Annotated in this window: 26 protein-coding genes; 8 read left to right on the plus strand and 18 right to left on the minus strand. The window is 45.2% G+C overall.

The features are described from left to right. Nucleotides 1-191: 191 nt before the first annotated feature. Complete coding sequence (locus M5J74_RS05280) at nucleotides 192-365, minus strand: DUF4278 domain-containing protein (RefSeq protein WP_106169139.1); 174 nt, start codon at nucleotides 363-365, stop codon at nucleotides 192-194. A gap of 703 nt (nucleotides 366-1,068) precedes the next feature. Here M5J74_RS05280 and bchI point away from each other — a divergent pair. Further along, nucleotides 1,069-2,193: a magnesium chelatase ATPase subunit I gene (gene bchI / locus M5J74_RS05285; protein ID WP_250015757.1), complete on the plus strand. Its 1,125-nt coding sequence runs from the start codon at nucleotides 1,069-1,071 to the stop codon at nucleotides 2,191-2,193. A gap of 140 nt (nucleotides 2,194-2,333) precedes the next feature. Beyond that, on the plus strand, nucleotides 2,334-2,630 hold the full coding sequence (locus M5J74_RS05290) for a hypothetical protein (protein ID WP_015153068.1): 297 nt from the start codon (nucleotides 2,334-2,336) through the stop codon (nucleotides 2,628-2,630). A gap of 20 nt (nucleotides 2,631-2,650) precedes the next feature. Here M5J74_RS05290 and M5J74_RS05295 read toward each other — a convergent pair whose 3' ends face one another. The 7 genes from M5J74_RS05295 to M5J74_RS05325 all read right to left on the minus strand — a co-directional run bounded on the left by M5J74_RS05295 (nucleotide 2,651) and on the right by M5J74_RS05325 (nucleotide 6,290). After that, entirely contained in the window at nucleotides 2,651-3,070 is a 420-nt protein-coding gene (locus M5J74_RS05295) for a DUF309 domain-containing protein (protein WP_041462358.1), read from the minus strand. Between the two features lie 118 nt (nucleotides 3,071-3,188). Next, complete coding sequence (locus tag M5J74_RS05300) at nucleotides 3,189-3,554, minus strand: ferredoxin thioredoxin reductase catalytic beta subunit (protein WP_015153070.1); 366 nt, start codon at nucleotides 3,552-3,554, stop codon at nucleotides 3,189-3,191. A gap of 163 nt (nucleotides 3,555-3,717) precedes the next feature. After that, nucleotides 3,718-3,933 carry a hypothetical protein gene (locus M5J74_RS05305; protein ID WP_106218598.1) on the minus strand — a complete coding sequence of 72 codons (216 nt, stop codon included), beginning with the start codon at nucleotides 3,931-3,933 and terminating at the stop codon, nucleotides 3,718-3,720. A gap of 336 nt (nucleotides 3,934-4,269) precedes the next feature. Further along, nucleotides 4,270-4,929 (minus strand): phycobilisome degradation protein NblB, encoded by a 660-nt coding sequence (gene nblB / locus M5J74_RS05310; protein WP_106169293.1) that lies wholly within the window; start codon nucleotides 4,927-4,929, stop codon nucleotides 4,270-4,272. 232 nt (nucleotides 4,930-5,161) lie between these two features. Beyond that, entirely contained in the window at nucleotides 5,162-5,623 is a 462-nt protein-coding gene (locus tag M5J74_RS05315) for a CBS domain-containing protein (protein ID WP_106169292.1), read from the minus strand. Then, nucleotides 5,624-5,932: a hypothetical protein gene (locus M5J74_RS05320; protein WP_250015759.1), complete on the minus strand. Its 309-nt coding sequence runs from the start codon at nucleotides 5,930-5,932 to the stop codon at nucleotides 5,624-5,626. Further along, complete coding sequence (locus M5J74_RS05325) at nucleotides 5,913-6,290, minus strand: YggT family protein (RefSeq protein WP_015153073.1); 378 nt, start codon at nucleotides 6,288-6,290, stop codon at nucleotides 5,913-5,915. Before M5J74_RS05325 ends, M5J74_RS05320 begins: the two co-directional genes overlap by 20 nt. Before the next feature lie 248 nt (nucleotides 6,291-6,538). Between M5J74_RS05325 and M5J74_RS05330 the strand changes: the two genes are divergently transcribed. Beyond that, the gene (locus tag M5J74_RS05330; protein WP_250015761.1) at nucleotides 6,539-8,362 is read left to right on the plus strand and encodes an EAL domain-containing response regulator; all 1,824 of its coding nucleotides are present in this window, start codon (nucleotides 6,539-6,541) and stop codon (nucleotides 8,360-8,362) included. A gap of 21 nt (nucleotides 8,363-8,383) precedes the next feature. Here the strand turns inward: M5J74_RS05330 and M5J74_RS05335 are convergent, their stop codons facing one another. Further along, a complete protein-coding gene (locus M5J74_RS05335; RefSeq protein ID WP_015153075.1) occupies nucleotides 8,384-9,712 on the minus strand; it encodes a lipopolysaccharide biosynthesis protein in 1,329 nt (442 codons plus the stop codon). 547 nt (nucleotides 9,713-10,259) lie between these two features. On the opposite strand from M5J74_RS05335, the gene M5J74_RS05340 reads away from it, so the two are divergent. The 3 genes from M5J74_RS05340 (at nucleotide 10,260) to M5J74_RS05350 (ending at nucleotide 13,702) form a co-directional block, all read left to right on the plus strand. Further along, entirely contained in the window at nucleotides 10,260-11,024 is a 765-nt protein-coding gene (locus M5J74_RS05340) for a YebC/PmpR family DNA-binding transcriptional regulator (protein ID WP_041462361.1), read from the plus strand. 414 nt (nucleotides 11,025-11,438) lie between these two features. Next, complete coding sequence (locus tag M5J74_RS05345; RefSeq protein WP_015153077.1) at nucleotides 11,439-12,284, plus strand: hypothetical protein; 846 nt, start codon at nucleotides 11,439-11,441, stop codon at nucleotides 12,282-12,284. A 149-nt stretch (nucleotides 12,285-12,433) separates the two neighbouring features. Beyond that, entirely contained in the window at nucleotides 12,434-13,702 is a 1,269-nt protein-coding gene (locus tag M5J74_RS05350) for an FAD-dependent hydroxylase (RefSeq protein ID WP_015153078.1), read from the plus strand. 27 nt (nucleotides 13,703-13,729) lie between these two features. Here M5J74_RS05350 and cynS read toward each other — a convergent pair whose 3' ends face one another. Continuing rightward, nucleotides 13,730-14,167, minus strand: coding sequence for a cyanase (cynS, locus tag M5J74_RS05355; RefSeq protein WP_015153079.1), 438 nt, complete (start codon nucleotides 14,165-14,167; stop codon nucleotides 13,730-13,732). Nucleotides 14,168-14,926: 759 nt separating this feature from the next. Here cynS and M5J74_RS05360 point away from each other — a divergent pair. Further along, on the plus strand, nucleotides 14,927-15,835 hold the full coding sequence (locus tag M5J74_RS05360) for a phytanoyl-CoA dioxygenase family protein (protein ID WP_015153080.1): 909 nt from the start codon (nucleotides 14,927-14,929) through the stop codon (nucleotides 15,833-15,835). Nucleotides 15,836-15,918: 83 nt separating this feature from the next. Here the strand turns inward: M5J74_RS05360 and M5J74_RS05365 are convergent, their stop codons facing one another. Further along, nucleotides 15,919-17,115: a hypothetical protein gene (locus M5J74_RS05365; RefSeq protein ID WP_015153081.1), complete on the minus strand. Its 1,197-nt coding sequence runs from the start codon at nucleotides 17,113-17,115 to the stop codon at nucleotides 15,919-15,921. A gap of 260 nt (nucleotides 17,116-17,375) precedes the next feature. Between M5J74_RS05365 and M5J74_RS05370 the strand changes: the two genes are divergently transcribed. Continuing rightward, nucleotides 17,376-18,965 carry a glycoside hydrolase family 57 protein gene (locus M5J74_RS05370; RefSeq protein ID WP_015153082.1) on the plus strand — a complete coding sequence of 530 codons (1,590 nt, stop codon included), beginning with the start codon at nucleotides 17,376-17,378 and terminating at the stop codon, nucleotides 18,963-18,965. Between the two features lie 57 nt (nucleotides 18,966-19,022). On the opposite strand, the gene M5J74_RS05375 is transcribed toward M5J74_RS05370, so the two are convergent. The 7 genes from M5J74_RS05375 to M5J74_RS05410 form a co-directional block, all read right to left on the minus strand. Then, nucleotides 19,023-19,250, minus strand: a complete 228-nt coding sequence (locus M5J74_RS05375; RefSeq protein WP_015153083.1) for a photosystem II protein, Psb35-related — start codon at nucleotides 19,248-19,250, stop codon at nucleotides 19,023-19,025. A gap of 175 nt (nucleotides 19,251-19,425) precedes the next feature. After that, nucleotides 19,426-20,193, minus strand: a complete 768-nt coding sequence (locus tag M5J74_RS05380; RefSeq protein ID WP_015153084.1) for a hypothetical protein — start codon at nucleotides 20,191-20,193, stop codon at nucleotides 19,426-19,428. A gap of 407 nt (nucleotides 20,194-20,600) precedes the next feature. Continuing rightward, nucleotides 20,601-21,083 (minus strand): NADAR family protein, encoded by a 483-nt coding sequence (locus M5J74_RS05385; protein ID WP_015153085.1) that lies wholly within the window; start codon nucleotides 21,081-21,083, stop codon nucleotides 20,601-20,603. A 262-nt stretch (nucleotides 21,084-21,345) separates the two neighbouring features. After that, a complete protein-coding gene (locus tag M5J74_RS05390) occupies nucleotides 21,346-22,266 on the minus strand; it encodes a LysR family transcriptional regulator (RefSeq protein WP_015153086.1) in 921 nt (306 codons plus the stop codon). 278 nt (nucleotides 22,267-22,544) lie between these two features. Next, nucleotides 22,545-23,333: a carbon dioxide-concentrating mechanism protein gene (locus tag M5J74_RS33290; protein WP_015153087.1), complete on the minus strand. Its 789-nt coding sequence runs from the start codon at nucleotides 23,331-23,333 to the stop codon at nucleotides 22,545-22,547. A gap of 180 nt (nucleotides 23,334-23,513) precedes the next feature. After that, the gene (locus M5J74_RS05405) at nucleotides 23,514-24,146 is read right to left on the minus strand and encodes a hexapeptide repeat-containing transferase (protein WP_015153088.1); all 633 of its coding nucleotides are present in this window, start codon (nucleotides 24,144-24,146) and stop codon (nucleotides 23,514-23,516) included. A gap of 234 nt (nucleotides 24,147-24,380) precedes the next feature. Further along, on the minus strand, nucleotides 24,381-26,081 hold the full coding sequence (locus M5J74_RS05410; protein ID WP_015153089.1) for a ribulose bisphosphate carboxylase small subunit: 1,701 nt from the start codon (nucleotides 26,079-26,081) through the stop codon (nucleotides 24,381-24,383). Nucleotides 26,082-26,096 lie beyond the last annotated feature (15 nt).

Below are 26,096 nucleotides of genomic sequence, written 5' to 3' on the forward strand. Positions count from 1 at the left end.
TTGGTAATGGGTAATTGGTAATGGGTAATTGGTAATGGGTGTTAATTGTTGGGTATTAGTTGTTGACTTAGCTACTATAGCAATCCTAGATGAATCGTGAAATTAATTGCTCGTGTAGAGACGTTACATGTAACATCTCTACACTGGACACGTTTACAAATCAACTTGAATTGCTATATTCACTACTCACTTTAATAAGCTAATCCACGATATTTTAATTGTTGAGTAGGTTGTGGGGCGATCGCTTGTGTGGTTGGACGAGAACCGAAGCTGACACCTCGATATTTTCCTGCTACTTGCTTAGTCACTACTTGAGCTGATTGATTAGATTTGGTGTAAGCTAAACCACGATAAGAAAGCTGCATTTGTTGTTTCTCCTTTAGGTAATATGTGTTTGATGAACGTGTAAATAAAATAAATTTGAACGTGGTAGATTCCTTACTAAAGTTAATTTCCAGAAAGATTCTGAACGCGATATAAATACTGAGGAATTGCAAGACATTCAGTGAAAAGAATTACCGTTGTCCTACTCTTAACTACCTCTCGATAATTCTGAATTTCGGATTTGGAATTCTGAATTTTTGTGACTAGCTGCAAGTTGAAAGCGCCAATTCATTGCCCGTGGCTACACGTACTCTGGGAAAGGTTGCAGCGTGGGTTCAAACTTTTTGTCCAGAAGGATGAAACCGCCACTTTAAAGCGTGGGGTTTGATGTAGGGTTGGATAGCAGCAGGTGTATAATTGTTGATTTGAGCGCGGTAGATGAGAAACACTCTGTTACCGATTTCTATCTCTTACGCGCAGCTTGATGTTTATCCTCGGGTTTGTCAGCAAATAGCCTGCCTGTATTTCATGCAGTCCGACACGAGAGATCTGCTGAGGAATGTCACGAATTACGCTCCACAAAACCGTTACATTGGTCAATAGCTGCGAATTCTATTTGCCTGCTGCAAGCTCTAGCACTGCATAAGGTGTTACTGGCATTACTGCATTACGTGTCAATGGTGGCACTGCATTATGTGGCAAAATTAAAGACGGTGTTAAGAAAAAACTTTAATAGGTAATCCCGTGACAACTGCTACCGCTGCTCGTCGTGTCGTGTTTCCTTTCACCGCTATTGTGGGTCAGGACGAAATGAAACTCGCCCTTTTACTCAACATTATTGACCCGAAAATTGGCGGAGTAATGATCATGGGCGATCGCGGTACTGGCAAATCTACCACGATCCGCGCTTTAGCTGACTTATTACCAGAGATTGAAGTTGTAGCGGACGATCCGTTCAACAGCCATCCTAGCGATCCCGATTTGATGGGAGATGCAGCACGGCAAAAATTAGAACAAGGTGCAGAAATTCCCATCGCCAAGAAAAAAATTACTATGGTCGATCTGCCCCTGGGAGCCACAGAAGACCGAGTTTGCGGCACGATTGATATTGAAAAAGCCTTATCTGAAGGTGTCAAAGCTTTTGAACCAGGACTGCTGGCAAAGGCAAATCGCGGTATCCTCTACGTCGATGAAGTTAACCTACTTGACGATCACCTTGTAGACGTATTGCTAGACTCCGCCGCCAGTGGTTGGAATACTGTAGAACGGGAAGGCATTTCGATCCGTCACCCCGCCCGTTTCGTTCTCGTTGGTTCTGGCAACCCAGAAGAAGGTGAATTGCGCCCTCAACTACTCGATCGCTTCGGAATGCACGCAGAAATTCATACTGTAAAAGAACCAGCCTTGCGGGTACAAATTGTGGAACAAAGGTCGGATTTCGACCAAAACCCACTGCAATTTTCTGACAAATATCAGCCACAGCAACAAGCTTTACAACAACAGCTGATTAAGGCTCAAGAGTTGTTACCTTCAGTACAAATGGATTACGATCTGCGGGTAAAAATTTCTGAAGTTTGCTCCGAACTTGATGTTGATGGCTTGCGGGGTGACATTGTAACCAACCGCGCAGCTAAAGCGATCGCGGCGTTTGAAGGTCGTACTGAAGTCACAGTAGATGATATTCGTCGTGTCATTACTCTATGCCTGCGTCACAGACTGCGGAAAGACCCCTTAGAGGCGATCGATTCTGGTTACAAAGTAGACAAGGCATTTAGCCGCGTGTTTGGCATTGAACCAGCGACGGATGAAATGTCAGAAAAAACAGCGCAAGCTAATGGTATTGGACAAGCAGGCGGACGCTATCGCTAGCCTTAAATTATTCATGTTTGAGCATTTTGACTTTTGTACGGGCGGGTTTGAACCGCAGAATTACTTGTTCTAGAACAGGTCTGCCTAAAAAAACCGCCCCTACGACTTTTGAACTTTGACTTTTGACTTTTGACTTGCCTATGAGAATTTGGCTAATTTGGTGGAACACTCTAGTTTTTTCTTGTCAGCACAATCCACCCCAGCTGATCGAAATGCTGATGTTATTGTTGGCAACGATGTTATTGGGGACTTGGCTAATTTCACCCCATTGGTCTTATCAAGCATTAGCCTGGAGTTACTTAATCGGGGTATCGGCTTCCATGTGGATACGAGAGGCGATCGCCCCTACCTACCAAGCGCGTCCCACCCAAGTTATTGCCGTACTGTTATTTATCCTCAGCCTCTACGGTTTTGCTGACTTGTTTCAATATTTGTAGAAGTGAGTAGTCAAGTCTGCCTACACAATCTCTGACTCAGCTGGTACGATTTTCGGCAGGGGCAAGGTAGAAGTTTCTGTTGCGATCGCATCTTTACCCAATTGCCAAGTACCCACCTTTTCTGCACCCGCTTGTTGTAGTGTTTTTAATAAATCGGCGCTAGAAATTATCAATTCATCAACATCAATCCCGCTATAAGCACTAGGATACCTGTCTAGCCGCTTAATGCCTTCTCCTAATAAAATGACTGCCCCATGCCAATTCTTATTACCTAGATGATAAAGCCCCACAGCAACTTGCAAAACTCCCTGATAGAAAGTTTTTTCCGGTTCAGTTGCTTCCATCCATAAGGCTTCTAAGGTATCGTGACAGGCATAGAACTGCCCTTGATTGAACTGTTCTACACCCTGCCAAAACTCCTCTGGTTCCTCTTGATTCAAGATTTTATACCTCACACGCAATTGTTAAATAGGGGCGGGTTTGTCTACTTTTTCTAATGGAAGTAGAGATTTTTGGTGAACCCACCCCTACAATTCCGAATTCCGAATTCCGAATTCTCTATCCCATGCTTTCTCGCACGGTTTTGATGTATTCTAAATCGATGTCCTGTTGTTCTCCAGCAAAGTCGTTGTCTGGAGTTAAGAACAGCATACAATGGCACTCTTTACGTTCGCGCATTGGTACACAAGGGCAATTCCAGAAAGTTGCGTGTACTTCTGCTTCCTTGTCTTCATAATGGCGACAGGGACATAAAGGCGCACCAAGATCGTCTTTGTGTTTGGCAAGCCCTTCTACCACTACAGCTGTCACGGAAGGATCGGCACAAAAATATGTTCCCGTGCGCTTGGCATAAGTCTGGGAGAACTGCCACATTGCCTCTAGGCTTTTCTCAGTCGATAGAGCGTTGTTTTCTGTTGTGTTCATAACCTTTCTTGACGAATCGTTAAGTTTTGTTTACAAGATTTGAAGCATTGTTTCTAGCATTTTAACAACATAGATGTTGCAAAAGTGAATATAAGTCGTAAGTCGTAAGTTAAGAAGCTGCTAGTCACTAGTCACCAGCCACCAGTCACTATTCACCTGCTGATTACAGTTTTGCTTTGGACAACTCATCGTGTAACGCCCGTAAAGTAGGGTATTGAGAGCGCAGTTGCGTGATGTATTCCGTCCAATCAGATTGAGTGTTGCACGATTCACAGACAGCCTTGATTCGTTGTAAATGTTGGACGGCTTCTCGATAAGCAGAGCGATTTTTTTGCTCGATCGCCTGCGTAGCTAATTGTTTGTAAAGCGCGATCGCCATTTGGGGATGGGTAGTTTCGATTGCCTTGGCTAGGGCTTGGCGAAATCTAGACTGCTACCACTCTTTGAGCTGGGGAAATAATTCTAGCACCCGCTCGATATTTTTCTCGTAAAAGGCAATATGTGTCAGCAAGAGCAGATGTTTGTTCTGCTGGAGTTTTTGTAGTACGTTATCTCGCAGTTGCCGTATAGTGGTTTGAGCGAATATAATTCGCGACTACACAAACAAAGTCCGCCTGCGCGGACTGAAACATATTCAATCTCTTAATCTGCTTAAGCAGATTTTGTCTATATAGCTGCGAATTTTATTCGCCAAACTTCCTAGAAACAAATTTTACTACAAACTATTTTTTGCTTCTTGAGATACAGCTTCAGCTTCATCTTTTGCTAACTGCTCGATCAGAGTCCGGGCTTGTTCGCCGCCCAATTTAGCTAAAGCTTGCACGACGCGATAGCGAATTTGCCAATCGGGGTTGGTAGCAAAAGGAACTAGTAATTCTATTGCTTGCGGATTGCCTAAATCTCCCAGAGAGCTAATTGCCGCAGTTTTATCTAACTCGCTACCCGATTCCAATGCTTCTTTTAATAAGTCAAAAGAGCGCGGATCGCCCAATTCGCCTAGAGTTGCAATAATACTAAACCGCACTAACCACTCGGGCGTACTGTGATAGACTTGCGCTAAATCTGCAAACGCATCAGTTAACTTCAGCGCTCCCAGACAGTCAGCCGCAGCAGCTTGTACGTCTGGTTCGGGGTCGTTGAGTAGGCGATCGCGCAATACATTTAAACTAGTATTTAAATCTTGTCCTCCCAAAGTGTCCAACTGACTCACTGCCGAGTAGCGCACTCTGGCGTTGGGGTCATCAATTGCCTTGAGCGCCAACTCTAGCGCAACTCCTTTATCTTCCAATTCGCGAACTTGATTCATCGCCCGCAAGCGATCGCCCAAATCCTGCGAATCGAGTAATTGCTTTACCGATTCTGGACTAACAGCCATTTTGAATTTGTTATTTGTATTTGGTAATTTGTATTTACTCTTACCATTTTTTAGGGGCAAGAAGTCAAAGTTAAAAGTCAAAAGTTAAAAGTCAAAAGTCAAAATCTAGAAGACGAGAAGTAATTTTCCCTGCTCCCTGCCCTACTCTCTAATGACTTTCTTCACTGACTACTTTGTAGAAACGTTACATGTAACGTCTCTACGCTGATAAGTGATAACTGATAACTGACTCCTACTCGCTGGCTGCTAAGTCGCGCACGATATCGCCACGAGTCAAAATTCCAATTACCTTACCGCTAGGATCGACGACTGGCAAACGCGGGATCTTGCGATCGTGCATTAGTTGTGCTGCATCTCGCAATGGTTTATCAGGAGCCACGGTAATCAAATCTTGACTCATTACCTCTCCCACCGTCTGCCCCAACGCTTTATGCAAGTCTCGTTCGTATTGAGCCGGATTTTTCAGGAAAATCACGCTATCAAGAAACATGATGTAAGCCGGGGGAGTAACTCCTGTTTCTTGCCACATCAGATCTGTCTCTGAAATTGTACCGATTAACTTGCCTGCATCGTCTACCACGGGTAAACCACTAATACGCTTTTCTGCCAAAAGCTTGATTGCATCATGCAGTGAGGTTTCTGGACGCACCACAATTGGGTCGCGGGTCATGACATCGGCAACAGTCTTAGGCATTTACAGACAGCTCTCTTTTGCAATATCCTCTAAATTTATTTTAAAGGGTGAGGTGCGCTCCGCGCAGGGTGTAGTGAGTGTTGTGTGGTTCGTGGTGCGCTCAGGCGTGGTGCGCTCAGGCGTGAAACACTTGTGAATTATGACTTGTGACTTGCCTTGCTTCCTCAGCTCCTCCGCTCTCTTCTCTCCCGCTCCCAAGTCCCCCTTGTCCTCCTTGTCTCCCTTGTCCCAATTTTGAATGCGCGAATGCGTGAATTTTGCCTCCGACTTGCGACTCCCGACTCCCAAATTATTCTGTCCTACTGCCAATTAACCAAACTAATCTTCCTACCAACCAACCAAGAATTGCGTAAGCTGCAATTGCCACGATCGCGTTAATTTCAAACACCTGGGAATTACCAAACTTTGGTGTACCGAATAGGTTAGCAACTGGAGCGTAAAAAGGCTCGGAGAGATTATAGATAAATTGAGCGAATGTATTATCTGGATTCGCCCCAAACAGCCGCAAAATCATTCGTAACAACAGCAGCATCCCCAGCGCTCCGGCGAGGAAGTAAATAATTTGTACCAGCTTGCTGACAGTAGCATTACGGCTAGCCAGCGTCACTCGCCGTTCTGCTTCACGTAGCCTAATTTCTTCATGCCGCTGTCGGTCGTCATCCCTCATTTGCTCCTACCTGTACCTTGCGATCGCGATTTTCTCTGTTAGTTAATTTTAATTTTAAAAAAATTATCCAAGTCTCAAGGGTGAAACAAATCCATATTTTTCAAATCTTCATCGAATTCTTCATTGTACGCATACCTAAATTACTCTTGCTTAAGTCACGATAAAAGCACGACTGTCAAAAATTTAGTTATTTTTTCTATTCTCAAAGTTAACTGCTAATAGCTAGCTAATCATAGCTATTTCCTGCAATGGTCGATATAAATCAGAGATCTTCTATTTTAATTGTTGACGACAGCCCGCTCAATGTTAAAGGTTTGTTTAAAATCTTACACCACTCTGGGTTTATAGTTTCTGTTGCAAACAGCGGTGAAAATGCTTTATTGGAAATCAAAAATACATTACCAGATCTAATTTTATTAGACGTAGTAATGGTAGGAATGAATGGCTTTGAAACTTGTCGTCATCTCAAAGCCGATCCAGCAACTCAAGATATTCCAGTGATTTTTATTAGTGCTTTAGATGAAGCAACCAATAAAGCCGAATGCTTTGCAGTTGGCGGAGTTGATTACATTACCAAGCCCTTTGCAGCCGAGGAAGTGTTAGCGCGAGTCAGACATCAATTGGCATTACGTGCAGCCAAAATAGAAATCGAACGGCTTAACCAAGAACTAGAAGCAAGAGTTCGCCTGCGAACGCTGCAACTAGAGGCAGTCAACCGACAGTTGCAACAAGAAATTAGCGATCGCCATCAAGTACAAGAGCAATTAGTCTACAGTGCTTTGCACGATGCCTTAACCCATCTCCCTAACCGTACTCTATTGATGGAACGCTTGGAAATGGCGTTACAACGGGTAAAACGATATCCAGACCATTTATTTGCCGTTTTATTTATCGACTTAGACCGTTTCAAAACGATCAACGACAGTTTAGGGCATCAGGTAGGCGATCGATTGCTATTGGCGATCGCCCATCAGCTACAACAACTCGTCCGCTCCACAGATACAGTGGCTCGCTTAGGCGGAGATGAGTTTATCATTCTCCTCGACCCCATTCAAGATATTAATGATGCGATTCGAGTTGCCGAGCGAATTCACACCCAATTGCGATCGCCACTGCAACTGGCAAGCAGAGAAGTATTTATCGGTGCTAGTATCGGTATCGCTGCGAGTGCAACTCACTATCAGCAAGGCTCAGAGCTGCTGAGAGATGCAGATATAGCCATGTACCGTGCTAAGGAGCAAGGTAAAGCGCGGTATGAAATTTTTGACCGAGCTATGTATGCTGAAGCAATCCAAAAGCTGCAAATCGAAAACGATCTGCGTCAAGCAGCAGTCGGACAAGAGTTTCACCTCAATTACCAGCCAATCGTCTCTTTAGATACAGGTAAAATTATCGGTTTTGAAGCGCTACTACGCTGGCTGCATCCCGAACGGGGTTTGATTTCTCCGTCCCAGTTTATCCCGATTGCTGAAGAAACTGGATTAGTTGTTCCGATTGGTGAATGGGTGCTTTTCACAGCTTGCAGCCAAATGAAACAATGGCAAACTAAATTTTCTCATCCACCCGCCAAAATCAGCGTTAACCTCTCGCTGAAACAATTGCGAGAACCCGATTTTCTGGAGAAGATAGATCGCATATTAACCGAAACGGAAATTGCCGGCGAGAGTCTCAACCTAGAACTGACCGAAAGTATGCTCATGGACAACGTGGAAGAACTGATCTTCGTTCTCGGACAACTGCGTGCGAGAAATATTCGCCTGAGTATTGACGACTTCGGTACGGGTTATTCTTCTCTCAGCTATTTACATCGTTTTCCAATTGATTATTTAAAAGTAGACCGAGCTTTTATCAGTGGAATTGGAGCTGGTGGCAAATCTCGTCAGATTGCAGCCACAATTATTTCCCTAGCTCACCAGTTAGGAATTAAAGCGATCGCTGAAGGCGTGGAAACTCCAACTCATTTACAACACTTACATGCATTAGATTGTGAAGAAGCACAGGGATATTTATTTTCTAAACCCCTAGATTTAGCAGCCGCAGAGTCTTTAATTTTGACCAATCCTCAGTGGTGAGTTAACAGAGTTGCGATCGCTTCACGTCCGATGCACCATTTTTTGCTTGAGTATGTAAAAATCCGATCGCTTTGCTAGCAAGCTTGGGGGTCGAACCTTTAACACGAGCGGATAGCAAGCCAAGACAAATAGGAGTCGGACTACGGTTGAACAGAGTAAAGCCCAACCCGCACCTTGCAATCCCAACCGAGGCACGAGTAATAACAGGAAGGGAACGCTCAGCCCCAAGCCAATTGTTTGCAGAAGTGTCACCGTTCCAGGTCTTCCTAATGCCATAAATGCCTGTGCCAGTATCCAGACGCTACCGTCAACCACAGTCATCACTACCAGAATGCGAAATACAGGGACAGCTCCCATAAACTCAGCACCGTAAAGCAAGTTGAGCAGCATCGGTCCTACTATAAATAAAATCGCAGCTGCCATAGTAGTTAGAGCCGTGCTGATACGCGCTGCCATCCCAGTTACAGCAACAACTTCTGCTATGGGACGAGCTGCTGTTTTAGGTAACAGCACTGTGACGATCGAATGCTGAAACAGATTCAGCATCCGGGATAAGCTCAGAGAAATCACATATTTTCCCATAGCTTCGGGTGCTAACAAATTGATCACTAGCGCTTGATCGACTTGTACTGATAGCGTACCGATTAGATCGATACCGTATGCCCTCAAACCATAACTCACCAGACGTTGGTAAGATTTTCTCAACCCGTCCAAACGGGGACGAAAGCGTTGCCATACGCAACGCGATAGCCAAAAAAATATCGGGAGACTGGGAAATGCATAAGCAATGACAGCAGTAAAAGGAGTGAGGTTGCCTGAAACTGCTAGTCCGGTCAAGATAGCTAACGTTGTTAGCGGTTGCAGATATTGTGCTTGATTGGCAGTTTTGAAATTGTAATCTGCTTCCAGTGCTGCGGTATAAATAGTTGTCAGCATGATTATGGGCGACAGCACCATAAACCATTGAGCGTAGCGGATGACTTCTGGCGAATACTGAGTTAACCACTGCGGGATGAAAAGTATACCTGCGATCGCTGCCACTATACCTAATATCGTACCCAGGACGAGGGTAGCAGAAAAAATCTCTGATTCCTGCTCTGGATTGCGTTTGAGATAATAGCGTAAAGCAATTGGCAGTCCCAAAGTCATAGTAAAGGCTAAAAATTGGGGCCACAGAGCGATCGCTGCTTGTTCGCCTCGCCCATCAGGTCCCAAAATACGTGCTGTAATCGCACCCGTACATGTATTAGCAGCTAAAATCAATATCTTCGTCAGCAGTGTTTGCAAGGTAGCAGCAGTCGCGCCACGTCCCGCTAGTACCCAACGAACACTAGCACCTACAGTTTTCATCCATTCAACTCCAGTCTCATCAAAGCTCGAATTCTGTTTTTCTATTAATTCCTCTCAATATCGGGAATAAATAGTTAAAAAATGTCTGATTTGTGCTACGTCAAGACTAATTCTCCATCCGGCGAAAAATAGCTATTAATGGTTTCTGTTTGTCCATTGATGGCTACTTCAAAACATATTTTCAAAGGGTCTTGCCTCGACAACGGCATTTGTTAACGCTAATGGAGTAAGGGAACATTGTAAATTTAACCATAGATAGATGCAAAGAAATGTAAATGAGGAAAATAGTTTCTTCACAGTTTGGTCAGCACTGATTCTCATGGGTTAATTTATACATGCCTCGATCGCTAGGCTATTCCATTAGCATCTGTTACTGTGAAAAAAATAGTCTCTATTGCTACTTCACTCGCTAACATTATGTAGAGGTATTACATACAATGCCCGAGTCTCTTGTGGGCAGTGAGATTGAAGTATGGAAACAACGATCGAGAGTGATAATAGTCACAAGTTTTCCAACTTCAGACAGAGTGTGACGATAGAAGCAATTATGGCAGGACACAGTAAATGGGCGAACATTAAACGTCAAAAAGCAAGGGTTGATGCCGTCAAGGGGAAAACATTTACGCAATTGTCGCGGGCAATTATTGTGGCGGCGAGAAATGGCGTACCCGATCCGGCAGGAAATTTTCAGTTGCGAACAGCGATAGAGAAAGCCAAAGCAGCAGGCATTCCAAATGAAAATATCGAGCGAGCGATCGCTAAAGGCGCGGGTACGTATGAAGACTCTGCCAATTTAGAAGAAATCCGCTATGAAGGTTACGGTCCTGGTGGCGTGGCGATTTTGATTGAGGCTTTGACTGACAACCGCAACCGTACTGCTGCCGACTTGAGAGCTGCCTTTAGTAAAAATGGGGGAAATTTAGGTGAAACAGGCTGCGTGAGTTGGATGTTCGAGCGCAAAGGAGTCGCGCTGGTTTCTGGCAAAGTAGATGAAGACGAACTTTTAGAAGCATCTCTAGAAGGTGGCGCGCAATCCTATGAAATTAACGAGGATGAGCATGGGCGCTCGGCTGATGTGATGACAGAGATCGGCAATTTGGAAGCTCTAACTCAGAAGCTGAAAGAAAAAAGTTTTGTTGTAGACGAAGTAGAATTGCGTTGGATTCCCAGTAATACAATAGAAATTACTGACCCAGAACAGGCGCGATCGCTTTTGAAGTTAATCGATGCTTTAGAATCTTTGGATGACGTGCAGAACGCTACCGCTAACTTTGACATGAGCGATCGGTTAATTGCCATGAGCTTTGCTTAGTCTATAGCAGGGAGCGTACGAGCAGAGAGCTGAGCTTCTGAGCAGATGAAAAAGTTACACCACGAGCGCGACTTGCAGTCAAGAGACTTGCTGATAAAGAAAATTAATCGGGACGCACGGCTGCGCGTTCCGATTGAGTATGTATTTCACGTGTATCTCATTTAGCTAAAAGAGTCTATCAATCTTTCTGCACCTATACGGTAATGATTAATTAGTCAAGTGCCGCTTTGAGCGATTTTAGTGATAAGTCGTAAATCGTAAAAGCCTTTTTCAGATAAAAATATTGGCGATCGCTCTATCAATAGAGACGAGATCTATTTGGATCTAAAATATTTTCGCTACTTTGACAGATCCAAAGATTATAGTATTATTTTATACGCAAGTTTATTTCTTTCCATTTTAATCGTACGCCTAATGCTCAAGGAGATTGGATATAAGGTTTGGCAATTAAAAACTGAATTCATTTACAGACTAGCGTTAAAAAGATATGCCAAGTCACTGCCCGCACTTTCTCTAGCCGATCGACAAATTGTCGATCGGTTGCAGCAAGAGGGAGTTTACGTGACTTCTTTAGAAAAGTTGGGATTTGCTTCCACTCCACAGATGGTTGATGCTTGCAGCGAAGTTCTGTCTTGTACCGAACCCGAACGCGATCGGAGTGCGGCAAAATCTCCGCTTCAAATCTACACCCTATCAGAATTAACAGATTTCTCTTTATGGGGAAACGAACGGCGACTGCTTGACATCGTTCAAAACTATATCGGTCTACCAATTAAATTTCAAGGTATCCAGTTGCGACGAGAATTCAGTCACCCACAGCAGTTTGGCGCGATGCTATGGCATAAGGATGGAGACGATCGCCGCAGTATCAAAGTCATCATATATTTGAGTGATGTTGACCGAGAGCATGGACCTTTTGAATACATTCCTAAATCCGTCACTGCCGCTGCTTGGCTAAGATTTCGGATCGATTATCAGATTTTCCGCACGGGTTTTTCCGGTCTGAAAAATGAAAAGATGGAGCAATTCGTCCCTAGATCTGCATGGAAATCATGTGTTGGAGCTGCGGGTACAGTGATACTGGTCGATACTCACAGCGTTTTTCATCATGGTAGCCTACGTACAGCAGAGCGCTCGGCTCTGTTTTTTGTTTATACGGCTCGAAACCCAAAACGTCCAGATCTTTGCCGTCGGTATAGCCATCACTCCCATCCCAGACTGAATTTATCGCGCAACTCTCAAAACCTAAAACAGCAGTAAGCCCCGAAGTTTAACACTATCAAGCTTGCGTCCTCCGAACGCAGCTAACTGCTGACTTCTAACTGCATCATGACTTGCTTACCCTGCGGATTCGCGGCAAAATGAAGATAAGTAAATATTCTTAATCAACTCGATATACTTTGTTAGACATGGCGTTCGAGCAACTTTCGCAATCAGTTTCACCTCCGCAAGCGATCGCACCCAATAACGGTTTTGACTACGACTTGGCGATCGTCGGTGGTGGAATTGTGGGCTTAACCCTTGCCTGTGCCTTGAAAAATTCGGGGTTGAGGGTGGCACTCATTGAAGCAAAGCCATACTCCGTAGCAGCGATGAAGGGGCAAGCATACGCCGTTCACATGTCTTCGCGACTAATTTTATCGGCAATCGGTGTCTGGGATAAAATTCTGCCTGGAATTGAAACGTTTCACCATGTCAAACTTTCCGATGCCGATCGCCCCAACGTGGTAGAGTTCCATCCAAAAGATTTGGGGACAGAGGTTATCGGTTACGTTGCCGAACACCAAGCTTTATTAACGCCGCTACAGGAATTTTTGCACGAATGCTCCAACGTGGAGTATCTATGTCCGGTAGAGGTGGTGCGAACTGAGTTTCAATCGCATGGAGTCGAGCTGACACTCAATGTCTCAGGGAAGTCACGGCAGATCTGCACGCGGTTGTTAGTCGCAGCGGATGGGGCGCGATCGCGGATTCGCCAAAATGCGGGAATTAAAACCTGGGGCTGGCAGTACTGGCAGTCTTGTATTGTCGCTTTTGTCAAGCCTGAAAAACCCCACAACAACACAGCTTATGAAAAATTCTGGTCGAGTGGACCCTTTGCCATTCTACCTCTGCCAGGAAATCGCTGTCGTATTGTTTGGACTGCTCCTCATGCCGAAGCAAAAGCTTTATTGGAATTGGATGACGAGCGGTTTCTCGCCGAACTCACCCGCAGGTATGGCACTCAAATGGGAGAACTGCAACTAGAAGGCGATCGCTTTATGTTTCCGGTGCAGTTGATGCAAAGCGATCGGTATGTGTTGCCGCGTTTGGCACTGGTGGGCGATGCCGCTCACTGCTGTCATCCCGTGGGCGGACAAGGCTTGAATTTAGGAATTCGCGATGCTGCGGCTTTAGCTGAAGTGCTACAAACAGCCACTCGTCAAGGAGAAGATCTCGGCAGCTTGCAGGTACTCAAACGCTACGAACGCTGGCGCAAGCGAGAAAATTCAGTGGTTTTGGGTTTTACCGATTTATTAGATCGGACGTTTTCGAATAATTATTTACCCGTGGCGATCGCTCGTCAATTCGGCTTGTGGGTTTTGCGGCGCGTACCTATTGTCAAGCGATCTGCCTTACAACTCATGACTGGTTTAGGAGGACGTTTGCCTCAAGTAACAGTTATCAGTGACCAGTGAACAGTTATCAATTAGATAACTGAATTTTTACCACTTTTTATATGGTAAAAATTTTCCCGACATGATCACTTTGACGCGATCGCCTTTGGGGTCTTCTTCTTTCTCTACATCTAAAGTAAAGTCAATTGCGCTCATAATGCCATCGCCAAATTTTTCATGAATCACGCTTTTGAGTGGCATTCCATACACTTGCATGATTTCATAGAAGCGATATATGAGCGGATCTGTCGGTACGACTGGACCTAAACCTTTGAGCGGGCATTCTGTTAGTTCTGGTGCTAATGTCGTCGGTAGCCCAATCGCCGATAAAATCTTTTCTGCCTCTGCCTGAGAAGCACTAGCTTGACGGTAAAAGACTGCGGCAATCCAAACTTCATCCCTACCGACTGCTTTTTCTAAATCGACAAAGGACATCCCTTTTTCTTGTTTTGCTGCTAAGAGTTTTTGCGTAATTTCAGGCAGCATTTGTTTACCTCTTAATTGCTCGTTTGATGTAATTGTATCGATTGTTCTATTTGGTTTTTGTGATGAATTTTACTGAAAAATACAGGGATTGTGAAGCAAAAGTCAAAAAGAAAAGAACAGAGTTTTGATAGTTTTGCTCTCGACTACAAGGTAATCGCCCCTCTAAATCTTCCTAAATTGATTTCTGAAGTCATCTCGATCGCGATTCGATTTTCTAGCTGCCGCACTGCTTAATTTATGGTTTTGCACTTCAATTGCGATTTCTATTGCCTTAAATCACAGTGAAAAGTACAGCTAGAATTTACACGCCTTAATTACCGTAAATTACCGGATAGATTGAACTATTGTCTTTACAATATCTTATGATTTGTACCTGGAGCATTGGATTTATTTAAAAAGATCGTAAAGTTATCGGTATAGCTATTATTATTTTTTGGTAGTCTTTTATACTTACAGTGTTAGTCGTTTAACATTACTTATTGCTCATTTAACCCCGATTCTCATTGAGTAGGACGAAATTTCAGCGGCGGGATGTGTAGCCATAAATTAACACCTGACTCCGAATCTCCATCAAGCTAATATTTCCAAGCAATTCAGGAATGTCTGGGTTGGCACAACAACCTCATTTTGGTTCAATTTCATTGTGTTATGTTGCGTCACCTCTAAGCTAGATCGTACCGCTCAGAAGTAGTAGCAACAGGCAATCGTATTCTCTTGCCATGCAGTTCTTAGAAGATCGTAGGGAATTCACGAAAATAAATGATTTCACTAATTAATTCTCAAAAACTATGGCTGAAGTTGCAACGAAGGTTTTTACAATACTCGGCAATCTCGCTCAAGCAGCCGCAGTGGTTGCTGATGTTTGCATTTAGCCGCATTCAGATTATTCGTTTTTTGGTGTTGCACTTAACTAAAAAACCTATAAAAATTGATTTTCTTAAAGAAAATTCTGTTTTTACAGATCTCGATCCAGATCGGGCGGTTAAAGCTTTAAACAGCGATGGTTTGCATTTGGGGATTACGATCCCACCACATATACTCAAAGAGATTCTAGATTTTGCCAGAACAGCGACATACTACGGAAATGGAGACTTACAATTTCCGTTCTCGCTGGCGAATCGAAGAGTGCAAGAAATGAAATCTAGCAAAAGTTTTAGGATCGGCTACAATTTTGAGCCTACATCTCAATGTATGGCAATTAGGAAATTAGCAGAAGATCGGAAGCTGTGGGAAATTGCGGCAAAATATTTTGGCAGTCAACCAATGCTTGCCTGCACTCAGCTATGGTGGACTTTTGTGAACGATGCACCCGCTGAGGGTCGCGCTCAAGGTTTTTATCAGTTTCACTACGATCTGGAAGATTACACCTGTGTGAAATTCATGTTCTATCTCACAGATGTCGATTTATTCGGTGGTCCCCACGTTTGTGTGAAAGGCAGTCATAGAAATAAAAAGCTAAGTCACCAGTTTTCGCTACTGAGAGAAAGAGAAGATAGTGAAATTAAAGAATATTACGGTGACAAAAATATCGCGACAATTTGCGATCGCGCTGGGGTTGGTTTTGCCGAAGACCCCTCCTGCTTCCATAAAGGAATTCTGCCTCAAAAGAGCGATCGCCTGATTCTGGAGTTTAAATTTACTCTCAATAACTACGGCATAATTTTGTAACCGTAGGGTGGGCATTGCCCACCAGATTTTTCAATCGCTCCGGCATAATTGTGTCACAGTAGGGTGGGCATTGCCTACCGTATTTAGGGAGTCTCCAACTTCGATTCAATCTGCTCTAAGTTCAGGTTAAATTTAGTCGCGATCGCCTGAATTATCCGGTCTTCTTCAGGTGTTTTGCGTTCGTCCAAGCGAGCGATGCGGCAGCACTGAGCCAATAAGGAAATCGCAAAGTCGCGGTTGAGCTGCTCTAAAAGCACCTCTAAAGGTTGGGGTGACTGAATATTTCTGGAGATTGCCTCTAAGGAAGAAGGACTGAGATTTAACTGCTTTAACTGTGGTTGGATTTCCGACCAAGTTTTTTCTGGGTGACTGGCGAGAATCATGTGGACTAAGATTCGATCCATTACCGCTTCTTGGGCGATCGCCGTTTCCAGATACTTTTTGCTTTGCTGTTCGAGTTGAGCAATTCCTGTTTTGGAGTTAAGGGTTTCTGGCGACTTCAATTTGGCTTCATAGAAGCGACACGCGGCGTATCCCAAGGAGTAAAGCATAGCAGCGTTAGAACTCGCGCCAATAAACGCTCCAGCAAAAGGGACGTTACGTAATACCCCTAAACCCGCTAGCCTTAGTAACCGACCGCCTCCCAGTCCCAAGCCAAAAATTGTTAATACCTCTCCTTTGCGGCTAGGGTCTTTTAAACTGAGTCCGTAGGCAGCAGCAATTTGATGCACCATTTCCGCTTGCAGTTGGGTGGTTGCAGCTAAATCGACTGCTAAAAGTGCCAGTGCTACCCCTGGCAAGAAACTGGTAGCAAGTCCTATACCCCCAGCACGGGTAGCTTTTTCCACCATAATTCGGTGAGCGATTTGTTCGGGAGACTCTTCGGGATGCTCTTGCTGTAGTTTTTTGACGGCTGCTTCTGCTTTGGCTAAATCTACACTGTCGGTTGCCCCAATCAACCAATTGAGGTTGAGGAAGCGACTAATCCGTCGCACGAACCAGTTATTCCCTACCCACTCGATCGCTTCTCCAGCTTTTGTCGTCGCTGGAGAGAGCCAATCGTGGACTTGTTGTAAAGCTGCTTCTGGCAGTTGGGCGATCGCTCCTACTGCTTGACCTAATGTCTTAGAAAAGGACGACAATTCACCAGCCGCTTTTTCTCTGGAAGCTGAGACTGGCTGCGCCTCCATTGCCTGATTGTTTTGAGAAGGCGTGACTTGCACTTTAACTTCTTCAACTGAGGCTGGCGATCGAGCTGGCTGTCGCGAATTATCGTCCATTGTTCACCACTGTTGAGACGAACTTTACCTGTTGTGGTTGTAACGAAAAAGCGATTGGCTTGCTATCCCCCTCAAGGTGTAAGATTCTATGGACTCTGCTAGGGGATCGATCTTTACCTAGAAATTTTAGATTTTCTTGTCATCTCGCACTTTTGCTACGCTTCCGATCCCGCTTTCGGCATAAAATTTGTTAAAGCGGCTTGACTTTCCCTGGTTCCTTCATTGCGATACCCGTTCACCTAACATTTCTAAATTTCATTATGGCTATTGGCTATGTCGCTCTTGTCCTCCACGCTCACCTACCCTTCGTGCGCCACCCAGAAAGTGACTACGTTCTGGAGGAAGAATGGCTTTATGAAGCGATCGCGGAAACCTACGTCCCTTTACTGCTGGTATTTGAAGGATTAAAACGAGACGGAATCGACTTTAAGATTACGATGAGCATGACACCCCCTTTGGTGTCAATGCTGCGCGATCCTCTACTCCAAGAACGGTTTGACGCTCATTTAGCTAAGCTGGAAGAGTTAGTGGAGCTAGAGGCAGAACGTAACGCTCACAACGGTCACATTCGCTACCTTGCCGAACATTACGTCAGTGAGTTCAATCAAATTCGCCAATATTGGGAACGCTTCAACGGCGATTTAGTCACGGCATTTAAGCAGTTTCAAGACAGCAACAACCTAGAAATCATCACTTGTGGCGCTACTCACGGCTACTTACCGTTGATGAAGATGTATCCCCAGGCAGTCTGGGCGCAGATTCAAGTCGCCTGCGAACACTACGAGCAAACTTTCGGACGACCTCCTAGAGGAATTTGGCTGCCTGAATGTGCATACTATGAGGGGTTAGAGCGAATGTTAGCCGATGCTGGCTTGCGCTACTTCCTCACCGATGGGCATGGAATTCTTTACGCCCGCCCTCGTCCTCGCTTTGGTTCTTACGCGCCCATATTTACCGAGACTGGGGTAGCTGCTTTCGGTCGCGACCACGAATCATCTCAGCAGGTTTGGTCTTCAGAAGTCGGTTATCCTGGCGCATCTGAATATCGCGAATTTTACAAAGATTTAGGTTGGGAAGCCGAGTATGAGTACATCAAGCCCTATATCATGCCCAACGGACAGCGGAAAAATACGGGGATTAAATACCATAAAATCACTGGTCGCGGTCTGGGGTTGAGCGATAAAGCACTCTATGACCCCTACTGGGCGCGGGAAAAGGCAGCAGAACACGCTGGCAACTTCATGTACAACCGCGAACAGCAGGCTCGACATTTACACGGCATTATGCACCGTCCGCCGATTATTGTCTCGCCCTATGATGCGGAGTTATTCGGGCATTGGTGGTATGAAGGTCCTTGGTTTATCGATTACCTATTCCGTAAGTCTTGGTATGACCAGCAGACTTATCAAATGACGCACTTAGCGGATTATTTACAGGAAAACCCGACTCAGCAAGTGTGTCGTCCTTCGCAATCGAGTTGGGGTTACAAGGGATTTCACGAATACTGGTTGAACGAGACCAATGCTTGGATTTATCCGCATCTCCACAAAGCCGCCGAACGAATGATCGAAATTGCCTACCGCGAACCCGTTGATGAGTTGGAATGGAAGGCGTTGAATCAGGCAGCGCGAGAGTTGTTACTAGCGCAGTCTTCCGACTGGGCGTTTATCATGCGAACGGGAACGATGGTTCCTTATGCGGTGAGAAGGACGCGATCGCACTTGATGCGCTTTAATAAGCTCTACGAGGATGTCAAAATCGGCAAAATCGACAGCGGCTGGTTGGAGAAGGTAGAACAAATGGATAATATCTTCCCCGAAATCAACTACCGAGTTTATCGTCCTTTGTAATTTATTTGCAATTTACACGTAGGGGCGCACAGATGTGCGCCCCTACGGCGTTTAACATTAACCAGGTAAATTATTGCTCGTATAAGCATCCATCCGGTATGCCGGAGTGCGATCGCTGTAATCTATATCAGTACCAGTGATAGATTTGGCTAACTTTTCAAAAGACTTACTACGCCAGTTGCGATCGTGGATCGGTTTTCTTTGCTCTCCTAAAAAATATGCTTGGGTTCCGATGACAGAAGCTGCTACCCAACCGATTACCAATAGTGCAATTAGAATAGTCATCGCTGTTACCTCGCTTTAAGTTGTGTAACTTTATGTAAATAAAAGTAACAATATTTTGCAAAGAGTCTCAATACGTGCAAACCGAACATCAAGTAGGGAATTCCTCCCTATGACAGAGGGGCGTACATCTGTACGCCCCTAATATCCGAATCGCCATTTCGTGTAGAAAAACAAATTAGGAAAACAAACTATATCTCTGTAACTGGTTTTCAATTGTTTTGGGCAAAATTTTATTTAATTCTTTACCGTCTTTAAATTGTAGAGTTTGTAAAGATGGTAAATCGAAGGGTAATTGTCCTTCTAAATCTCGCTGCATGTGTGCGAGTAAAATTTGCTCGGAACGTTTTGTTTGGATGGCGTAGCCAATTTCTACACAAACATTAGGGCTAGGAATTAACTGATTGCTGTCCTCTTGAGAAATACTCGTAATTGGCGTACTATCGGCAATAAATAGTAAACTTTTACGAATGTTGAGCAGCATTTGGCGATTGAGTCGGAGCGGATTCTCTTTAGAACGATAAGATTCTACTAAGGATATAGGTAAGCGCGATCGCTTATTTAATGTTTCTAGGGCTTGTTGCAATCCTTCCCGCAAAACTTCGCTAGCTGCGCTATATTCTATTTGGTAAGATAAAAAAATTGTCGGGTCTTGTAGAGCAGATACCGCTTGCTTAGTAAAGTAAATTTCGTGACTGATTAAGTCAATATTCGAGATAACGTAACCACCGCTACCCTCAATATAAAACTCGACAGCCTCTCCTTCTAAATAGCGCTGAAACCATGCCGATTTTTTAACTTCCTCGCTGTCGTTTAAAAAATCAGCTCTCAATCCCGATTTCAACAGACTATTCTTACTCAATCGCAAATCGTGAGTGCGTTTTTCTAATTCTTTAACTGGCTCGTATTTTTCTAGAAACCAAGCTTTGAGCGCAATGATTGCCATTCTCGATTTAACCGTAAAACAATAACACCCAAGCTAGCACTAGCTGAGGAATTTCCTCTGTCTTTCAAGCTTAGGTAGGGATATTCTGAACTCTACCTTACTAATACTAGTAAATTAATACTAGTATAGCAAGCTCGGATATATTGCCCCCTATTTGCGCGTATTTGAGGAAATATCAACCTGTGAGTTGGGTGTTATTTTTATTCGATCGGACAGAAGAGAAATCAGCAGTTCTTGTTTACCTCTTAACTCAATAGAAGTTGGCTTTTCAATCTGCCAATTGAAGCTCTTTTGCTTCAATTACTAAATTATCACTATGAATTTTAAAGATAATATGTTAGAAAATAATCTTTACCTTTTCGGTAAAAGTTAAGTTTTGAAAAGTGAATTGGGGAATAGATAATAAGTTATTGGTAGTCGTGCAGCGCCCGATCGCCGATCTGAGCTATTTCTCGAATTTCCTGACGCACGCTCATCAAGATCTTCCCCAGATAGTTCTGACCCGTGCGATCGCAACCGCAGCCCCAATAGTAATCAGTCGGCGAGTTTTCTACCAGTAATTCGTCTCCAGTTGCAATCAAAATCGATTGAATATCGGGATAGGTCAGAAACTTCTGGCGCACGGCGACGTGCATGACCTGGGTTTTGACTTGTTCCCAATCGGAACGAACTTGAAGAGTGCGATCGCGTCCTAGTGCGGCAGCTTGCTCTGGTGTTGCCGCAGCATGAATGATAGGAATAATGGCTTCATTAGCACTACCGACAAATTTTTGTGCTTGATAATAATGCTCTACTGTTGACCAGTAAGTACCCTGGATGTCGATCGAGTGGGGTGAAAAGTTAGAAAAACACCCGTAGGGTTCGCATACCTTGTAAAAGTAGATTGCCATTCGATTAAATCGTTTTTATTTTTAAATACTTTCTTTAATCGATTATTACAGTTTCTTTGCAGACACCAAATCTATTCAGCCCATTTCAGAGGGCGGATATAGCGTTCCCATTGAAATGCGATACGTTTGTAGGGGCGCAATATTTGTAGTAGGGGCGCACAGCTGTGCGCCCTACCGATCTGCAATCAAAAACTGCTTTGAGATCGGCGTGATGACACCAATACCAATAAAAAGGAAATGAGAGATGCGATCGCCAGCGTCTCTACAGCGTTCCTTTTGTTTGTTCTACAATTTGCTGGGCAGCATTTAACAAATACTCAAAATAAGTACGGGCAACGACAGACATTTGCTTGCCAGCAGGATAAACCATATACCAGTTGCGCTCAATGGGGAAATATTCCACATCCAGCACGGTTAATTCTGGATTAGCGGATTCTGGGATGATGGTGTGGCGCGAGAGGACGGAAAGACCCAAACCCCCTGCGATCGCCTGCTTGATTGCCTCGTTACTGCCTAATTCGAGCTTAACTTTCAGTTTAATCCCCTGCTCGTCAAAGAGCTTCTGTACCGCCGTGCGCGTTCCCGAACCTGGTTCGCGCAGGATAAACGGTTCTTCGCTTAATTGTTGCAAGGAAATATTTTTTTCCCCTGCCAGCGGATGATTGGCTGGCGCAAGCACGACTAAGGGGTTTTCTAAAAATGGCTGGAAACCGATATCGAGATGTTCTGGTAGCTGACTCATGATATACAAGTCGTCCAGATTCTCCTTCAGGCGATCGACAATCCCTGAATGATTCGTTACCTGTAAGGCGATATCAATCCCTGGGTAAAGCTGGCAAAATGGTCCTAACAGGCGCGGTACGAAGTATTTGGCAGTGGTAATGACCGCAAGTCGCAATCTCCCCTGCTTCAAACCTTTCAAATCTGCTACCGTCATCTCAAATTGAGCGAGTTTCTCAAAAATTTCCCGACAGGTAGCAAATAGTTCTCGTCCTGCCTCCGTGAGGTAGAGACGCTTACCCACTTGCTCGAATAGAGGTAGACCCACCGCCTTGGTTAGCTGCTTCACCTGCATGGAAACAGTCGGTTGGGTTAAAAATAACTCTTCTGCGGCACGGGTAAAGCTACCATTGCGCGCCGCAGCTTCAAACACCTTTAATTGGTGAAGCGTTGCTTGCTTCACTGCTATTCTCCTAGCAGATTGAATTATAGATATGTACCTATAATACCTATTAAAAACTATGGCTTTTATTTATAGTGAATATGAGTTACCATTCTTTACAACTGAAAGAGCGTAAGATGACTTCCAAGCAGCGTTGCACGTCGCTATGGGGTGTAGGGAATTGATTTACTCTTCTCCTGTGAATGGTCTAGCCCACCAGCCGCAGAATTTCACCGACATTTCATCAGCGCGTGCGATGCTTTTCCTTAGTTCTTATGACGAGCTGTCAATAGCAGCAATTACAGATCGCGAGGGATGATTTCTTCTTCTTTAAGTGGCACGGGCAAATTAGCTAAATCTGGTAATTGTACGAGTTCTTTTTCCTTTTCCTTCTCCTTGATGGCGAGTGGTAGTTGTAAAGGTTGCTGTTGCTCGATCCAGCAGCTTGCCAGTGGTAAGGTCTGTTCTAAATCGTCCAAGGGTCTAGGAATCACCATCACGGCGTTGAGTTCGCCAATCCGTTCTGCCTCGTACATTCCTGCTTCTACAGCGACGGCAACATTAGATACGCTACCGCGAATGATGACGGTACACAACCCAGCTCCAATGCGTTCGTAGGAAGCAAGTTGCACGTCGGCAGCTTTGAGCATGGCATCGGCTGCACCTACCATTGCAGGAAATCCCCGTGTTTCTAGCAGTCCGACAGCTTGATGACTGAGGCGGCTGTAACCTCTTGCGGTCAATTGTTGCAAGCGCAGACCAATTGGTAATACAGCTTCTAGATTCGGCAAAGGGCGAGGTATGACTAATGAGGAAACTAATTCGCCAAAGCTTTCAGCCGTTGCCGCACCTTCCCTCACGGCGAGGCGAACATCGGCAGTACGACCGCGCACGATCGCCGTACAGTGCCCGCCGCCAATCTTCTCGTATCCTACTAGGGTGACTTCAGCAGTCTTGAGCATCATGTCTGCCGTCCCGACAATTGCGGGAAAGCTGCGGGTAGATACCAAGCCTAAAGCCATTTCCTGAAAGTTTTGTACCCGATGTTCTTGCCCAGAAGTGGCGAACCCTTGATTCTGTGTCTGCATGGTAGATCTAACCGATTTTAGATTCTAGATTTTAGATTTTAAATGAGGATTTGTCGGTGCGTACCGCGACAACGCAAGTCAGAATAATTCTAAAATCGTCAGTCTGGGCATTTTCCGGCTTCATCCTATTTACAGATAAAGTTAATCCCATCCAAATTCCAAATCTAAAATTGCCTTGACTTAGGTTCCTTGAGATGGAGGAGTATCTGGTGGTGGTTGGTTCAATGATTGACTATGGGGAAACAACGTTGCCATCAACCGCGTGATGGAAGCTTTACCATAAACAATGCGATCGCCACTCGGTTGAGTTGGTTCTAGTTGACTTTGTGCCGATCCAGCCATCTGACCGTTAGACTCAGGTGTTGCTCCAAGTGTTGCCGATGTTGGTGGCGATGGCTGAGTTGCATCAGTTGGCGGTGTCGGTGCTGCTTCAACCTCAACAGTAGAATCTACCGTTAAGTGACGGCTGGTATCTCCTAGCAAAGAACCTGGAGGAATCACTTGTTTGGGAGCGACAGAACAATTAAAAACTGTCGTTGCCGCACCGACGCAAGCATTTGCTCCGATTGTAGCTTTACCTACCACTAAAACCCCAGCTCCGAGATTAACTCCCGTCTCGATCTCTACATTTCCGTCATGGGCGTGCAGCACGACTCCCATGCCAATACATACTCCTGCTGCAATAATAATTTTACTGTTTGGGTCGGCATGGAAAACTACCCCAGGAGCGATCGCTGCCGTGCGATCGATTATCACCTCGCCACTGATATGCGAATTAAAGTTACCAATTGGGTGTAGTGGCGATAAAGACATCTAGATTAAATCCTTTGAACGGGAGTCGGGAGTCGGGAAGCGGGTGGAGGGCGAGGTTTCCTCGCCATCGGAACCGCGTAGTCGGGAGTCGGAGAAGAGGAGGAAGACAAGGTGATGGAGATAGTGAGGGAATGAGTTATGTTGTTATTTCCCCTTGTCCTCTTGTCCTCTTGCCCTTCCTTAGCCCCTAGCCCCCCTTCTTTTTCCCTACTCCCTACTCCCTACTCCCTCATCTTATGGACGTTGGATAATCGTTTCCAGCACCCGTCGTTTTTGTTTAGAGTCAATCCCGACCAACCGGACGTATTCACCAGGGTGGTTAGCCAGACAAGTTTCCAGCGCGTTCACTACCTCTGACTCATTTCTGGTAGTAATCGGACTACAACTCTGCCAAGAACCAGTGCGGAAACGGCGTTGGTCTACGTGTTCCGAGCCAATTGTATGCCCAGCTGCCAATAGGTGGCGTACTTGGTCTACAATATCGCCCCCCAGCTTAGAACTCGTTACCCTACCCGAATTGGAACTACTGCCATTACCATATGAAGGAGCAGAGGCGTAGTTAGAATGACCTGCTGAATGACCTGCTGAGTGAGAAATCACTGGTCCGTCGGGACGCTGAATAATGGTTTCTAGTACCCGCTGTCTCCGTCTGGGGTCAACGCCGATCAAGCGCACGTACTCCCCTGAAAACTCAGCGAGGCTGGCTTCCACGGCTGAAATAACCTGAGATACCTGGTTAGAGTTAATTGTGCCGCAGCTAGCCCAAGAACCGGTACGGAAGCGGCGTTGGTCTACGTGTTCTGTCCCAACTTGATAGCCTTGTGCCAGCAAACCACGAATTTGCTCTACGGTCTCGGAATCGAGTTTGGAGCTGCCTGTCGAGCCTCCGCCATAGCTGCCACTGCTAGCCGCACTACTGCGGTAGCTGCTACTAGCTGGTGGTACGGTAACTCTCGCCGCGCCGTTACTTTGGATTAAGGCTTGTCCGTTAGGTCTTTGAATAATTGTTTCTAATACTCGTTGCCTGCGTCTGGGGTCAATCCCAAACAACCGGACGTATTCGCCTTCATGTTCTGCCAAACAAGATTCTAAAGCTGCGATCGCCTCTGACTCCGAGCGAGGTTCGAGTGGCGTGCAACTCTTCCACGTCCCAGTGCGGAAACGGCGCTGGTCTACGTGTTCTGTCCCGATTTTGTATCCTTGCGACAATAGGTGTCGCACTTGCTCCACTGCTTCTGTATTCAATCTTCTACCCATGATTCCACTAGCACTCCCATTAACGCCTTTATCCCCATCCGCTTGAGGTTGTGACAACTCGTCGCGAATGGGGGTGATGCAAGCCTTATCGTCAGCACAAAGATAACCCGATCGCAGCGCGTTATTGACCCCAATGACGTGACGCGCAAACTCTCGATCTACTTGTTGCACGTCGGGTAAGCGATCGGCTTGCTGTTGGTTGGTAATCGTCGCTCCCGAAGGTACGTACTTCCCAGCCGGGATTTCTACATCTTGGATCAGAACGTGCATCATGACAATGCAACCATTACCAATTCTGGCGTTGAATACGGTGGAACGAAAGCCGATGAAGCAATCGTCTCCTACGTATGCCGGTCCGTGAATCAACGCCATATGAGTAATGGAAGTATTTTTCCCGACCCATACCGAATATTGTTTGCCATCGTCCCCGATCACGCGACCTTGTTCCAGTCCGTGAATCACTACCCCATCCTGCACGTTCGTGCCTGCACCGATATGAAAAGGAGTGCCTTCATCGGCGCGAATTGAAGTTCCTGGCGCGATTAGGACGTTAGAACTGATATGGACGTTCCCAATCACGTTGGAAAAGGAATGTACGTATGCAGTTTCGTCAATCTGTGGCTCTGCCAAATTTTTTGACCAGGGGGTAGGCGGGGCAGCATAGCTGCGGGCTACCATACGTTAAAATCCTCT

Source organism: Chroococcidiopsis sp. CCNUC1, assembly GCF_023546805.1.
Taxonomy (GTDB): domain Bacteria; phylum Cyanobacteriota; class Cyanobacteriia; order Cyanobacteriales; family Chroococcidiopsidaceae; genus Chroococcidiopsis; species Chroococcidiopsis thermalis.